12 protein-coding genes and 1 riboswitch are annotated in these 15570 nt (G+C 49.2%); of the genes, 3 read left to right on the top strand and 9 right to left on the bottom strand.

Annotated elements, in window-relative coordinates; translation table 11 throughout:
• Positions 1-47: 47 nt before the first annotated feature.
• Positions 48-286: riboswitch (cobalamin riboswitch) on the bottom strand.
• A gap of 247 nt (positions 287-533) precedes the next feature.
• From ACDC99_RS08705 to ACDC99_RS08665, 9 genes are all read right to left on the bottom strand, one after another.
• Complete coding sequence (locus ACDC99_RS08705) at positions 534-1316, bottom strand: ABC transporter ATP-binding protein (protein ID WP_022316058.1); 783 nt, start codon at positions 1314-1316, stop codon at positions 534-536.
• A gap of 72 nt (positions 1317-1388) precedes the next feature.
• A complete protein-coding gene (locus ACDC99_RS08700; protein ID WP_022316057.1) occupies positions 1389-2135 on the bottom strand; it encodes an MlaE family ABC transporter permease in 747 nt (248 codons plus the stop codon).
• Positions 2136-2156: 21 nt separating this feature from the next.
• On the bottom strand, positions 2157-2606 hold the full coding sequence (locus tag ACDC99_RS08695) for a hypothetical protein (RefSeq protein WP_320874973.1): 450 nt from the start codon (positions 2604-2606) through the stop codon (positions 2157-2159).
• Positions 2607-2614: 8 nt separating this feature from the next.
• The gene (der, locus tag ACDC99_RS08690) at positions 2615-3928 is read right to left on the bottom strand and encodes a ribosome biogenesis GTPase Der (RefSeq protein WP_022316055.1); all 1314 of its coding nucleotides are present in this window, start codon (positions 3926-3928) and stop codon (positions 2615-2617) included.
• A 156-nt stretch (positions 3929-4084) separates the two neighbouring features.
• On the bottom strand, positions 4085-4966 hold the full coding sequence (gene era / locus ACDC99_RS08685) for a GTPase Era (protein WP_042517399.1): 882 nt from the start codon (positions 4964-4966) through the stop codon (positions 4085-4087).
• A gap of 248 nt (positions 4967-5214) precedes the next feature.
• Positions 5215-6228 carry a beta-ketoacyl-ACP synthase III gene (locus ACDC99_RS08680; protein ID WP_022316053.1) on the bottom strand — a complete coding sequence of 338 codons (1014 nt, stop codon included), beginning with the start codon at positions 6226-6228 and terminating at the stop codon, positions 5215-5217.
• A 7-nt stretch (positions 6229-6235) separates the two neighbouring features.
• On the bottom strand, positions 6236-6421 hold the full coding sequence (gene rpmF, locus ACDC99_RS08675; RefSeq protein WP_022316052.1) for a 50S ribosomal protein L32: 186 nt from the start codon (positions 6419-6421) through the stop codon (positions 6236-6238).
• Positions 6422-6427: 6 nt separating this feature from the next.
• Positions 6428-6964 (bottom strand): YceD family protein, encoded by a 537-nt coding sequence (locus ACDC99_RS08670; protein WP_022316051.1) that lies wholly within the window; start codon positions 6962-6964, stop codon positions 6428-6430.
• A 359-nt stretch (positions 6965-7323) separates the two neighbouring features.
• Positions 7324-9675 (bottom strand): fibronectin type III domain-containing protein, encoded by a 2352-nt coding sequence (locus ACDC99_RS08665; protein ID WP_370756588.1) that lies wholly within the window; start codon positions 9673-9675, stop codon positions 7324-7326.
• A 335-nt stretch (positions 9676-10010) separates the two neighbouring features.
• On the opposite strand from ACDC99_RS08665, the gene ACDC99_RS08660 reads away from it, so the two are divergent.
• From ACDC99_RS08660 to ACDC99_RS08650, 3 genes are all read left to right on the top strand, one after another.
• On the top strand, positions 10011-13166 hold the full coding sequence (locus tag ACDC99_RS08660; RefSeq protein WP_370756587.1) for a hypothetical protein: 3156 nt from the start codon (positions 10011-10013) through the stop codon (positions 13164-13166).
• A gap of 219 nt (positions 13167-13385) precedes the next feature.
• Positions 13386-13859, top strand: coding sequence for a hypothetical protein (locus tag ACDC99_RS08655; RefSeq protein ID WP_042517394.1), 474 nt, complete (start codon positions 13386-13388; stop codon positions 13857-13859).
• Positions 13860-13911: 52 nt separating this feature from the next.
• Entirely contained in the window at positions 13912-15273 is a 1362-nt protein-coding gene (locus ACDC99_RS08650) for a hypothetical protein (protein ID WP_370756586.1), read from the top strand.
• The last annotated feature ends 297 nt before the right edge of the window (positions 15274-15570 follow it).

Below are 15570 nucleotides of genomic sequence, written 5' to 3'. Positions count from 1 at the left end.
GAGACAGCAATGGCATTTTCTCCCACCATATATATAATGGATACTATACGCCATGTGTCGCAATGGCAGGTCTTCTGACTTGCCGCCCGGTATCGAACGCCTTCCCGTTAACCTCCAACAATCGTTAGACATTTCATAATAACAGATTGGAGCTATATGAATTTCCAGTGGCATATTGTTCGACCCTTTCATAAGGGGCGGCTCACAGCAGCGGGACTGTCCGGGATTTCCACCCGATTCCCTTTTAATCACCCGTGAGGGCAAACCGCTTGCGATATACTTTGCAAAGTATATGCTTATTTTCTTTATTGTCCAAATCTATGCTGACATTTATTTCTGCCGACTATGTTCCAGTCTTGTTACAATAAAGCGCCGGAACACGTCAATCACTGATTGAAACGTGTTCCGGCGCTATGTGTATAGAGCTTGTCTGCCCTTTGTCTTCCTGTTGTTCTGATATGATGGTCAGGTTTCCTGTCGGCGCTGTAGATGGTCCTTCTCTATAGGCTATGGTTATCCTCGCATCTTTCGCCTTATCCCTTTTTCTTTTCCTTCATTTCCTTCATCTCGCTCTCCTTCATCTTCTTGAGCAGGTCGCTGGCAAAGATGAAGTCAGTCAGTTTTTTGTTTGTCGAGCCCATGATGTCGGCGCTCTGGCCTTGCCATTCCTTCTCGCCTTGGTATATGAAGATGATGTTCTCGCCGATACCCATCACGGAGTTCATGTCGTGGGTGTTTATTATTGTGGTGATGTCAAATTCCTCAGTGATGCCGTGTAGAAGGTCGTCGATAACGAGCGATGTCTTAGGGTCGAGACCGGAGTTCGGCTCGTCGCAGAACAGGTATTTAGGGTTCAGCGCTATCGCTCTGGCAATCGCCACACGCTTCTGCATACCACCAGAAATCTCGTCGGGGAATTTCTTCTCCGCATCCACGAGGTTCACTCTGTCGAGGCATTCCTGTGCGCGGCGAACACGCTCGCGGTAGTTCATGTTTGAAAACATGTCGAGTGGGAACATCACGTTCTCCAGCACCGGTAGCGAGTCGAAGAGGGCGGCGCTCTGGAATATCATTCCCATTTCGCGTCGCATCATCACCTTCTCCTTCTTGGACATCGTCACGAAGTCGCGACCGTCGTAGAGCACCTCGCCGCTTGTCGGCGTGAGCAGTCCCACCAAGTTCTTCATCAGCACCGTCTTGCCGCTGCCGCTCTGTCCGATGATAAGGTTCGTCTTGCCGCTGTCGAACACGGTGCTGATGTCTTTCAGCACCACCTTGTCGCCAAACGACTTGCATAAGTTCTTTATCTCTATCATAAATCAGTACCTTTCGCCCTCCTTATGTTGTGTTCTCTCTTTCTCTCTGTATGTTCTCGTCTCTCCGTTCCATCAGCTCAGCAGCTGAGTGAGGAACACGTCGGAGCAGAGTATCAGTACGCTGCTCGTCACCACAGCGTTGGTGCTCGCCTTTCCCACCTCCACTGAACCGCCTTCCACGGTATATCCGTGGTATGACGACACGCTCGATATTATGAATGCGAAGAAGAGGCTCTTGATGATGCTCATCCACATGAACCATGGATTGAAGCTGTGTTGCAGTCCGGCAGTCAGGTCGTCAGGACTGAGCACCTGTCCCACGTATGCTGTGGCGTAGGCGCCTAATATTCCCGTTGCCGACGAGAATATCACGAGGAACGGCATTATCGTTATCAGTCCCATCATCTTTGGCAGAATGAGATAGCTGGCAGAGTTCACTCCCATTATCTCCAGTGCGTCAATCTGCTGCGTCACTCTCATCGTGCCGATCTCAGAGGCGATGTTCGACCCCACCTTTCCGGCAAGGATAAGACACATGATTGAAGATGAGAACTCCAGGAGCAGAATCTCTCTCGTGGTATATCCTGACACCCAGCGTGGCATCCAAGGACTCTGGATGTTGAGTTTCATCTGTATGCAGATCACGGCTCCTATGAAGAATGAGATGAGGAGCACGATGCCGATGGAGTCAACTCCCAGTCCGGACATCTCCTTCACGTATTGTTTCATGAACATACGCATCCTTTCAGGGCGTGCGAACGAGCGTCCCATGAGGATGAGGTATTTGCCGAAGCTCGTTAGATATTTGTGTATTAGCATTTTCTTCTTTTTGTTGATTTGTCATCTCATCATCCACTTCTCCCCAATCTTCACCATCGGCACCACCACTTCCTCTTTTGTACTGTCGTTGAAGCAGAGCAGCAGGAAGGCGTTTGCGTCGACGGATGATCTGGCGCTGTCAGTGCGGCAGTCGACAATCTGTATGTCGTGGATACCTCCATGGTCTTTCTGCATCTGAAACAGGAACATCTTGGAGTTCATGACGAGCTGCTTGCGGTAGTTTTCCGGTATGCGCCCGTTGCGGTATGTCATATCGGTGAAATATTCATATCCGCCGTTTCTCAGACTGTCGTATATTTCCTTTGCAGCTTCTGCGGCAGCCATATCCTTCGTCTTGCCGCCTTCCGACGACGAGCACGCCGACATCACTGGCGCGGGCAAAGTAAAAATCAAGGCTGCAAGGCATGCCATAAGACACGCCTGCAGTTTTGCTGTTATTCTGTTTGTCATCGTATCCGTTACTTCTGACGTATGAAGATGTTTATTGGAGACCCCGTGAGTTTCCAGTTCGAACGTATCTTGTTCTCCAGGAATCTCTTGTAAGGCTCCTTGATATACTGAGGCAGGTTGGCGTAGAACACGAATGATGGTATCTGTGTGTTAGGCAGCTGCGTGCAGTATTTTATCTTTATGTATTTTCCCTTTATTGATGGTGGCGGATAAGCCTCTATCAGCGGCAGCATCATCTCGTTGAGCTTTGATGTGCCTATCTTTATCTTACGGCTCAGGTACACCTCCTTGGCAGTCTCCAGCACACGGAAGATGCGCTGCTTCGTCAGTGCCGAGGCGAAGATGATAGGGAAGTCAGTGAATGGAGCCATGCGGTTGCGGATGGCGTTCTCGAAGGTGTCCATCACCTTCTGGTCCTTGTTCTCCACGAGGTCCCACTTGTTCACCACTACCACGAGCGATTTGTTGTTCCTCTGAATGATCTGGAAGATGTTCATGTCCTGTGCCTCGATGCCTCTCGTTGCGTCGATCATAAGGATGCAGACGTCAGAATGCTCGATGGCGCGGATGGAACGCATCACGGAGTAGAACTCCAGGTCTTCGGTCACCTTGTTCTTGCGGCGGATGCCGGCGGTGTCTACGAGATAGAAGTCGAATCCGAACTTGTCGTATCTCGTGTAGATGCTGTCGCGGGTCGTTCCGGCAATCTCCGTCACGATGTTGCGGTCTTCGCCGATGAATGCGTTGATGATGCTGCTCTTTCCGGCGTTCGGTCTTCCCACCACGGCAAAGCGTGGTATGCCTTCTTCGAGCAGTTCGCCGCTGTTGTCTTTCAGTTTCGCCACCACGTCGTCGAGCAGGTCTCCCGTGCCGCTTCCCGTAGCCGAGCTGATACACATCGGGTCGCCGAGTCCGAGCTTGTAGAACTCAGCCGCATTGTATATCAGGTCGTTGTTGTCTGTCTTGTTTGCCACGAGAATCACCGGCAGCTTCGTGCGGCGTAGAATCTGCGCCACGTCCATGTCCCAGTCTGTCACTCCCGTGGTGATGTCCACGAGGAAGAGGATGAGGTCAGCCTCCTCAGTGGCGATGAGCACCTGCTTGCGGATTTCCTCCTCGAAGATATCGTCGGATTTCACTACCCATCCGCCGGTGTCCACCACTGAAAACTCCTTTCCGTTCCAGTCGCATTTGCCGTATTGACGGTCGCGTGTCGTTCCTGCCACGTCGCTCACGATGGCTTGGCGGGTCTTCGTGAGGCGGTTGAACAACGTTGACTTACCCACGTTGGGGCGTCCTACTATTGCTACTAAATTTGCCATATTCTGTTTTCCGTTTTTCTTTTTTGTTGTTTTCTTTCCGGGATTATTGGATGCTTTCGGATTGTCGGTTCAGAATGTTGCTCCGTCAGTGTCCTGTTTCACCTCCCGTTTTCCTCAGAGTTCCTGTTTCCTCAGGTTTGTCCCCGTCTCTCCGGCTTAGTCCGGATTATATCCGAAGCTGTCCAGCTCCCTCTTAGAGCTGCGCCAGTCTTTGTCCACCTTAACGAACAGTTCCAGATAAATCTTCTTGCCGAAGAACCGTTCGAGCGACTTGCGCGCTTCCGATCCCAGCTTCTTCAGTGCCACACCTTGATGTCCGATGATGATGCCTTTCTGTGAGTCGCGTTCCACATAGACTACAGCGTGGATGTTGATGCGCTTCTCGTCCTCCTTGAACGACTGCACCGATACTTCCACCGAGTATGGAATCTCTTTGTCGTAGTAGAGCAGGATCTTCTCTCTGATTATCTCGCTCACGAAGAATCTCGCCGGCTTGTCGGTCAGCTGGTCCTTGTCGAAGTAGGGTGGGGAGTCGGGCAGCAGCTCTTTTATGCGTTTGAGCAGCATGTCCACTCCGAACTTGTTCTTTGCCGAGAGCGGCAGTATCTCTGCGTCGGGCAACAGAGAGTGCCATTTCGTTACGAGCGTTCCGAGCGTCTTCTGGTCGCTTTGGTCAATCTTGTTGATGAGCAGTATCACGGGGATGCTCATCTTCTGCACCTTTTCCAGAAACTCCATGTTCTTCTCCGGATTCTCCACCACGTCGGTGACATAGAGCAGCACGTCGGCATCCGTCAATGCCGATTCAGAGAAGGCGAGCATCGACTCCTGCAACTTGTAGTTCGGTTTCAGTACTCCTGGGGTGTCGGAGAATACTATCTGTGCGTCGTCGCTGTTCACGATGCCCATTATCCTGTGTCTTGTGGTCTGCGCCTTGAATGTGGCGATGCTGATGCGCTCGCCCACCAACTGGTTCATTAGCGTGGATTTTCCCACATTCGGGTTTCCCACGATGTTCACGAATCCTGCTTTGTGCATTTTATCTGTCTTTTTTATTTGCAAATATACTGAAAAATTGTTGTACGCCAAACATTTACCTTTCAATATGCGCCATTTTGACCTTTCATTGCCTTTTGTCGGACATCCTTTCCGTTGTTTTTGTGGTAAGTTATTATGTTTACGTCACTAAAATGGCGTTCTGACAAAAAAACGCATCTGTATGACTTCCGTCATTGCAGATGCGCTTTATCTGATATAAAGATTTTTTGTTTCAGTCAAGGAGTGTGTTATCCCTGCTCCACGGTGCTGCCGTCGTAGCCCCATTTGTAGTATGAAGCTCCGTGAACGAAGCCTGCTCCGAAGGCAGTGAAGATAAGGTTGTCGCCCTTCTTCAGCTTGCTCTCGTTCTCCCAGAGAGCCAATGGAATAGTGGCGGCAGAGGTGTTTCCGAAATGCTCGATGTTCACCATCACCTGCTCCATAGGAAGCTCCAGACGCTTTGCCACAGCCTCAATGATGCGGATGTTAGCCTGGTGAGGCACCACGAAACGGATGTTGTCCTTGTTCAGTCCGTTGCGCTCGGCGATGAGTGCACAGTCGTTGCTCATGCTTGTCACTGCATAGCGGAACACGGTGCGTCCCTCCTGATAGAGGTAGTGCAGACGGTGGTCTACTGTGAAGTGGGAAGCCGGGCATACAGAACCGCCAGCCTTCAGGTGCAGGAATGGCAGTCCATGTCCGTCGCTGCGGAAATAAGAGTCTTTAAGACCCACGTCTTCTGTCGTTCCCTCCACGAGAACTGCAGCTGCTCCGTCACCGAAGAGAGCACAAGTGCTGCGGTCGGTATAGTCAACCACAGACGACATCTTGTCGGCTCCGATAACGATAATCTTTTTGTATCTTCCGCTCTGGATCATTGAAGCGGCAGTATCGAGCGTATAAATGAATCCACAACAAGCCGACCACATGTCGAACGCGAAAGCGTTCTTCAGTCCGAGCTTGCCCAACACGATGGATGCTGTAGACGGGAACTTGTAGTCCGCCGTACTTGTGGCTACGATAATTGCGTCGATGGTGTCCGGGTCAACTCCCGTTTTCTTCAGGAGCTGTTTTGCCGCTTTGCGTGCCATATAAGAGGTGCCGATACCCTCTTCGGTGAGAATTCGGCGCTCTTTTATTCCGACACGCGTCATAATCCATTCATCGTTGGTGTCGACCATTCTCGACAACTCCTGGTTGTTCAGCACATAGTCAGGAACGTACCCTCCGATGCCTGTGATTACTGCGTTTATCTTTTCCATGACGGTATTATTCTGCAGTCTCCTTTACGATAGCAACCTTGCCTCTGTAGTAACCGCAAGTAGAGCATACTGTGTGATATACATAGTAAGCGCCGCAGTTAGGGCATACTGCCAGTGTAGGAGCTACTGCCTTATCATGAGTTCTTCTCTTGAGTGTACGAGTCTTTGACTGTCTTCTTTTAGGATGTGCCATTTTTCTTTAATCTTTAATTATTGATTTTAATTTTTCTAATTCACTCCATCGTGGATCCACTGCCGTTTCGTTTTCCTCCTCCGAGCTTCGGGCTGCGGAGTGCTCCTCGAGAGCCTTTATCATTGCAGGATTGCATTTTCCAGGTGCATGCACATGCTTGATGGGAATGTCGAGGGCTATGGATTCATATACGAACCATGCGGTGTCGAGCACTGCGTCGTCCTTTTCCACCGTCACGATGTCGTCTTCGTCTGAGTATTCTTCTCCGAGCTTAGCCAGCAGCCTGTTGTCTGTGCATATCGGCTGGTCCATGTCGTCGAGACAAAGGTCGCAAGGCACTTTCACAGTGCCCTCGGCATGGAAGTCTATCTCGTATAGTCCTGACACACTTTTGCGTGCCGAAATAGAGAGCATCACATCGCCGCTCTTTATCTCGTCACTCTCTGCCGCCTCAAAGAATTCGTCTCCCAAGTGGCAGCTGGTGCTCAATGCGCCTGTGTCCAGACTCTTCAGGTCTATCTTCAAAGACTCTAAGCTTTCCATCTGTTTTATCAGTAATGTGTAAATGTACTATTTATACATTTGGGTTGCAAAGTTACAAATATTTTTTGACTTGATTAAACTTTTGTGTCTTTTTTTACTTTTTAGGGACAAAATGGGGCCTTTCGCCAAGTTCTTGCTGCATGATTTGTCCTAAATCGGTCGTCAACGCTTGCATGTTTTTTGTTTTTTTTTAGAAGAGTGATTTCGTCGGTTCTACAATATGTCCATTATCCTTCATCGATGCCCTCCGGTCAGAAATGAAAACCGATATCACTCTAAATGGAATATATAAAAATGAGGGTATGTCATATAGACACACCCTCATTCGAGATTATTTCAGATTATAGTTTATCCGAGTCTTACTTGATGACAGCAATCTTGATAGACTGCTTGCCAACCTTAACGATGAATGAGTTGTCAGCAGGCATAGCCATCTTGATAGAAGCGTTGCCGCTCTTGTCAGCGTTCAGCTCAGCACCGTTCATGCCGAAGATGTGAACCTCCTCACCGGCAGGGTTGTTGATAACGAGGTTGTCGCCCTGCATGAATACAGTAGCAGACTTCTTGCCTACCTCAGTAGTCTTCTCGATACCAGTAACCACATTCTCAGCTACGAGTGTAGGTTTGCTCCACTTGCTTTCGCAGAATGTAGCACTTGTGAACTGGTTAGCTGCCTGTCCGAGACGTACAGACTGCATGCGGTGGTAAACATCCTTGCCGGCTGTCTCGCCAACCAATGGAATCTCCAGTGAGAGATACTTCTCGCCGTTCTTCTCTACTTCCACACCCTCTGTGCGGTAGTAGTAGTCGAATGACTTCATGAATGTGTCGCCAGCCTTGTAGTTCTGCTCAATCTTGATGTCATGGATATACAGGTTAGAAGGAGCGTATGTAGCGAATACACCGAATATCATGTCCTCTGAACCGTTAGAGAAGCTACAAGTAGTGGTCTTCCACTCCTTGTCGTTTGTATCCGCGATGAACTTTGTCTCACCCTGTACGTAGTCGTCAAGCTCCTGGTCGTATACGAATGTTGCCAAACCAGCGTGAGCATATACAGGATTGTTGTCCTGATCTACATAGCCTTGAGCGCACTCACCCTTCAGAGTGATGGTAACGTCGAACTTGCCGTTGTCCTTAGAGAGGTCAATTGGAGCACACTGCAGGGAAGCGTTTTCGCCGTTGAAGTATGACTGGTAACCGTCGATTACGAGGGCGTCCTTATAGAGAGCCCAACAGTATGCCGTCCATCCAGACATCTTGTCAAGACAAGTGTAAGTACCTGTTAGTGCGCTTGGGTCTGGCTCGGTAGTAGAATACTTAGGAGTGTCATACTGCTCTATTATCTCGCCCCAGCTTGTCGCCTTCCACTCGAATCCGTGGTTGTAAGGCATGCCCTCGAAGTTGGTGTCCACAACTGCCAACTTTGTGTCCTCAGTGATCTTGTTTGCAGCGAATGCCTGATAGCTGTAGCGCTCAGCTCCAGGAACCGGCTTCCACATTGCTGTGTACTTAGAGTCAGCATAGCTGTCAACGAGTTCCAGTGCAGGAGCTACTACGCCGAGGATCTGCTTCTCCTCGTTAGACTCCATAGAAACATGGTTGCCCTTCATTGCGCGAACCCTGTAGTAGTAAACCTCGCCGTTCTTTGCGTTGTTCACCTGGAGGAAGTTGTCAGTTGTCTCCTCGTCCTGCAGCAGGTAGTCGCCGATAGTCTCCTGGGTGCCGCCCATGTCGTTCTGGATAACCTGCTTTGTGTAAACGTCTACGAGATACTTGTCAGCGCCGTCCACCTTGTCCCAAGCGAGCTTGAAGTTGTCTCCCTTGTAGTATTTCATCTTCAGGTTCTCAGGAGCGTTCACGAATGGCTTCAATACAGAAACCTTGATGTTGTCGATATAGAAAGAGTTTCCGTAGATATCGCCGCCACGCTCCAGAGCGCCACGCTGTCCTATGATGTTGAAGATAGTAGACTTGTCAGCGCCGCGGAAAAGGATTGTGTAAGTCTTTCTCTCGCTGTTGATTTCAGGAAGAGTGAGGCTTCCCAATACATTCCATTGTGGACCCATGCCGTTTGTCTCTGCAGCCTCTACCTGAGAGATGAAGTTTGTGCTCTTGGCGTTGTCTGTAAATGCGTCGAACTGGAGGAGAACGTCGCCCTGATACTTAGAGCAGTCGATGAGACAGGTATTCACATGACTCTGTGAGTATTCGCAATCCTCATCGTCGTCCTGCAGATACATGTAGAGGGCACCGCCGGCAGGGAAACCGTTGTTTACACCCCAACGGCTTACAGAACCGTGCTTCTCGTCATAAACACCCTGTGTGTTCAGATAGTCAGGGTTGAAGCTGTACCATGGAATTTCGTATTTATGTCCATCGTAGTCGTCAACCTGTGTAAATGCCTTATACAGGTTTGTGTTGAAATCAGGGTTGCCGACGCTACCTGTCGTCAGCTTAGAGAAATCCTCATAGAGCAACTCCTCGAATTCACCGTACTTGGCGTAAGGGTTGGTGCCGTCAGCCTTCTTTACAGAGAGAAGCTGCATCTTGAATCCCTGCTTCTTGCCTTCGGCAGCCTTCTTTACGACAGGAGCCTCAGACTGAAGTGAAACCGGGGCTGTCACCTTGTTCTGTGAAGCCTTCTCTCTTGCCAGGAACTGTGCACTTGCAGGGGTGAACATCAACGCACATACACCTGCAAAAAACATTTTTTGGGTAAAGTTTTTCATCACGTAAGTTTTAAGTTTTTCTTAAATTGTGGAGACCGAGAATGAGTTTACCGTCGTGTTGCTCCCTGCGCCTAAGCGCAAATGTTTATTGTCTTTTATGCTAATTAATTATACTCTGGAATGCTGCCAAGACATGCAATAAACGGATGATACAAAACCATAGCCGTCTCCAACACCATGAATTTGCTGCAAAAATACAAAAGTTTTTCAATTAATTACAACTATTTGGAAAAAAAATATAACTTTGCATCAAAATTACCTTTAATATTTAAACTATGTCTGCATTAAAAAGATTTTCATTGACATTTGGGTGTATGCTTACAATTTTGGCTGCCCCCATGGCACAGAACGCAGTGCCGGCACGCCAGGTAGGCAATATCTCTGGCGATTTTATACCGAATCAAGTAGAAAAAGGCTTGCGTCCACAGTGGGCTAAGAGCATCATGAAGGCAAACGCCGACCGCCCTTATATATATAATGTAAAGGATGGCGAGGCAGACATCTTCGGACAGATGCGCTACCAGAAGAACATGAAGGGAATGGGACTCATCAAGCTCACTTCAGACAATCCCGGAAAGTTCGAGTGGATTCGCGACTATGGCTACATCGCCGGATCTACACCTATCCTCACCGCCGGAACATACGTGGGCGACGAGTATTACGCTTTCGAGACCACATTCTACAACAATATCAACATGCCGAAGGCAATCAGCGTGGTGAACATCAACACCGGTGAGTATGTGGCAAAGAAGATGATACAGAATCCTACAGACAGGAGACCTCTCATCCTCGACGAGATGACCTACGACCCCAAGACAGACAGAATCTTCGGTCTGAACTACGACACCGACGCACAGACGTCTTACATTTATGAAATCGACCGTACATCCCTTGAGCTGAAGCACGTGGCCACCATACCGTCGCTGATCTTCACCCTCGCTGCCGACAACGGATGTCTCTACGCCATGAGCATGACCGCCAGAGGAAGTATGCTCAACAAGATTGAAATCTCGAGCATCAACGCTGCCGCCAAGACCTGCACCATGACAAACACCGGTGTGGATACGGGAGTGAGAATGGGCGACTACAGCCAGTCCATGGAGTTTGACAAGACCACACACCGCCTGTGGTGGCTGGCACAGACAGAAGACGGCGGTGCATCTTTCGTGGAGCTTGATGCAGAGACCGGTGAGGCAAAGAGCAAGACCTCTCTGAGCAACGACCTGCAGCTCCTCGCCATGGCAATACCTTATCAGTATGTGCCAGACGCAACACCGTCTTATCCGCGCAACTTCACCGTTGCCGCCGATGCCAATGGCGCTCTCAGCGCTTCGCTCTCTTTCACTACACCAAACCTGAACTACCGCAACGGCAACCTCGCTGACCTCTCAGGCGTGAAGGTGTACCGCAACGGCGAACTGGTGCAGACCATATCAGAGTCATCACAGAACAAGGCTGTCACATGGACAGACACACCATCTGCTGACGGATACTATATATATAAGGTGGTGCCGTACAACGCTTCAGGCGACGGAGTATACAAAGAGTATGCTGCTTTCGTGGGCGAGGACCTTCCGGGCGAACCACAGAACGTCACCGTTTCGGCAATCGGCGCCAACGCCACAATCTCTTGGCAGGCTCCGGCAGCAGGACAGCAGGGAGGATATTTCGACGCTGCGTCTCTGAAATACGACGTTGTGAGAATGCCTGACAACGTGACCATCGTATCCGGAACTACATCGACAAGCGTTACCGACGCCGTGTCTGAGACAAAGGGCTATACATACGTTGTGACTCCGGAAAACAGAAAGGGCAAGGGAACAGCAGCCACATCAAACAGCTTGAGCTTCGGTCCTGAGGGCAACATCCCGTTCACATCATCGCTCCAGACCAAGGAGGAGTTTGAAAGATGGCTCGTTGTAGACAAGAACGAAGACGGTGGCACATGGTATTTCGATGACCAGACAAATACCACTACCTACGGACGAACAAACAACGATGCTGACGACTGGCTCTATACACCGGCCTTCACATTCGACAAGAACAAGGAATACCAGGTGCGCTACACATACTGGACCATCAACTGGGTGTTTGACAACATGGAACCAATCTGGGAAAAGATGAGAGTGATGCTCTGCCAGGAGCCTGTCAACACAGGCAAGCAGCAGCTTATCTATGATTGCGAAGAATTCCACACCGCATCGGGAATCTATTTCCACGGCAAGGACAACTTCCAGCCAGAGGAGAGCGGTTCAGCCCGCATCGGCTTCCAGGCTTACAGCGATGCTGACCACGGATTCATGTATCTGAAGGACGTTTCAGTTCGTGAATACAGCACTTCTGACCTCAGCGCCCAGCTGCTCACAGGTTCTAACGAGGTGAACTGCAACGTTCCGCAGAGATTCACCGTTGAAGTTAGAAACGAGGGTTCTGCTGTTGTAAACGACTACAAGGTAGTTCTTCTTGATGCCGACACACACGTTGTTATCGGTGAGAGCAAGGGAGTGGCAGTGGCTCCGGATCAGACTGTAGAGGTGCCTGTAGAGTGGTATCCAAGCGCTGAAGGCAAGATCAACGTTACAGCACGAGTAGAACTCGCTACTGACACATATCCGGCTGACAACACTATTGAGACACCAATCGCAGTGACCGTTCATTCAGAGAACGACGCAAGATGGATCAACCTGAATAACGCCAACAACCAGGGATGGCATACACCGTTCTATCTCTTCGACCCATACGCTGAGTGTCAGGCTATCTTCCTCGAGAAGCAGTTGCAGAAGAAGGGCGTGAAGTTCACAGGCATGCGTATCCCTTACAACGGCAACAGCGCTTCAAGCTTTACCTTCCCTGCCAAGATCTCTTTCAAGGAGACATCACGTTCACACGTGCTCAACGATGCAGGAACAAAGGCACTGTTTGAGACCGACGGCTTCACTACTGTATACGACGGCGACTTGACAGTATCCGGCGTTGGCCAGGGCAAGTATCTGGTAATCAACTTCCCTACACCTTATGAATATAAGGGCGGCAACATCTGCATGGATTTCGTTAGTCCATTGGGCAGCAATGTCATAACAAGCAATAGCGAACATCCGGAGTGGCTCACTGACTATGAGTTCCAGATCGAGTATCCTCGCACGGCATTCTGCAACGGCAAGTCAGAGCAGTCAGCATTGGCAGAAGTTTACGGTACAGAGCACACACCGGTAATCAGCCTCTCTTACGAGGGAATCGGTGAGACTGGTATAATCACTGTTTCAGGCAATGAGCTTGGCATCACACGCAACGGCAATGTGCTCAACTTCGCTGTAATCTGCGATGAGGCTCAGCTCTTCAACCTCGCTGGTAGCCAGGTGGCTGGTGCAAGCAACGCTTCATTACTCAACGTGGCTGGTCTGTCGAAGGGCGTTTATCTGCTGAAGGTCAAGGTGGACGGCGCTGTGAAGACAGTGAAGGTGACATTGTAAGCCGGTTGACGGATATGCAAGTTGACAGACAGGTTGGTTGACATGCTGACTCTTTGATTAAAGAATGTCGATACAACCAAGTATATGATAAAGGCAAGGCATAATATATGTATATATATCAGCCTTGTCTTTTTTTATGCATCTTAAATGTTAATAATTCGCCAAACTCTTTGACTTTTAAAAAGAAATTCATACATTTGCGAAAAATTTAATTATATTATGAAAAAACAGAAATCATGTTTGGTGGCATTGGCTATGTTTGCCTCCGCTTCGGCATTTGCCGACAATGCGGAGTCTCTCGTCTTCTATGGCGTCCAGGGAAAGGCCGACAATGCAGTTGAGCTTACCAATTTTAGAAAGATCACGTTCGGTGAGAACGGCTTCAACGTGCTGAGTCAGGATGGCTCAACGCTGCAGCTCAACTACGGCGACGTGAAATCAATCAAGTTCAAGGATCTTGTAAACGGCATCCAGTCCGTTACGAATGGCAATGCGTCCGAGATGATGCTACATTTCGATGGACAGTATGTATGGGCAGACGGTGCCAACGGCCAGCAGGGTGCTGTGTATAGCATCAATGGTCAGCAGATGATCGGTGCCCGTCTCGACGGTTCGCGTATCAGCGTGGAGAGCCTGCCGAAGGGTGTCTACGTGTTCAAGGCTGGCGGCAAGTCTATCAAGTTCGCCAAGTAAGCCAAGTTAATAACCAGTTCAACATTAAGGAAAACATTAATAATTAAAGATAATGAAAAAACTATACTTCACAATAGTATTCGCGCTGCTCGCATTGGTAGGCAACGCACAGACAAACCCTAACCGTGTGCTTGTAAGAGACGTTAATGGTGCGATGACCGGCTACCTCGCAGAGCGCATCGACAGTATCTTCTTCGGTAAGGTAGAAGGTAAGGTAGTGGCTGAGATCACTTTCGACAGCTTCACCAAGACAGACGAGGGTGCTGAAATCCAGTGCAAGGTAAAGAACAGCCCAGCCTGCAAGGGCTTCAAGCTCGCTTGCGTTGCTACAAACGTTGCAAAGAACATGACTACAGAGGCTCAGAAGGCCAATTATATCGACAAGTATGGCACACCTGTCATGTATGATGATTTCTCTAACGGTGCCAAGGTGACAATCCCTTCAGCAGACCAGAAATTCGTTGATGATTCAGAGTATACTCTTATGACTCTCGGTTTCGATGAGTATGGAATCGGTTGCGGTGTGTCTGAGGTTACTTTCAAGACTCCTAAGGCTGCCCTCGCCGGCAAACCTACTGTTACTGCAGAGGTGTCTGAAGTTACTACAACTTCTTTCAAGATCACCGTCACTCCTAACGAAGACTGCTACGGCTACTATGCTTGTGCATTCGATGTTGCAAGCGGTGGTATCCTCGGTACATTCAATACAATGGGCTCATTCTTCGGCTTCGCTAACGTTGGCGATATGATCAAAGGATGGAGCCAGATTGAGTATAGCGGTGTTGAGACTATCGAATGGAAGAACCAGGAGCCTGGCTCTGAGTATGAGGTTGCCATCGTTCCTGTCGACATGAACGGTAACCTCGGTGACTATATAATTGTCAAGGTTAAGACTGTTGGTGCCGGTGGTGACGGAGCCGCTTTGGTTTCTGCTGAGGTTCCAGCTGAAGAGTTCTACAAGTACACAGCTGAGGATCAAACAATACAGTATGTACAGCGTGTGATCTTCACTCCTAACGATCAGACAAACATCTATCGTGACGGTCTTGTTGAGGCTGATGTATATGACCAAGACCCTGATTACTACAACAACATTGTTCTCTTCCCAGAGCAGACCACAGCTTACACCAATCACACCGGTGTTGACAGCTTCTTGTGGAACGTTAAGGCAAGCACAAGATACTATGCCATCTCTGTAGGTCAGAACAATAAGGGCGAGTGGGGCGAAATCTGCAAGTTCGAGTTCACCACTCCAGATGCTTCAAAGGCTGAGTGGCTCCAGGGTGAGGCTAAGCCTAAGGCAGTAGTTGCAGGTGTTTCTGCACGCCAGTATTCTGCCACTACAACAGTTTCCAAGGGTGCTGTAGCTCCAAAGACTCTTGTTAAGGGCGGAATCACAATGACTGTTAAATAAACAGAACTATATCAACCTTGGCTGCCGGGCGAATGACCTCTGGCGGTCAAGGGTTCCTTTTAATATCTCAATCTGCATTTTTTTCAGGGCAATCGACATTAGTAAACCCTATATCCTTGGTCCTGGCATAACGTCGGTTCTGGTTTAAAGGAACGTTCCACGACACAACACTGCAAGTCTGACCGACATATCAGCTTGCGTTCCGCAGGATTTCAGTAGTGACACTGTGACCGGTAAATGAAAAAACAAGTAAAGAAGGCAAGTGATGACACTACAACCTGCACACAACAAAATACA

Origin of the sequence: Prevotella pectinovora, from assembly GCF_041323955.1 — a bacterium.
GTDB lineage: Bacteria > Bacteroidota > Bacteroidia > Bacteroidales > Bacteroidaceae > Prevotella > Prevotella pectinovora.
This window is presented reverse-complemented; position numbering and strand designations above follow the sequence as displayed.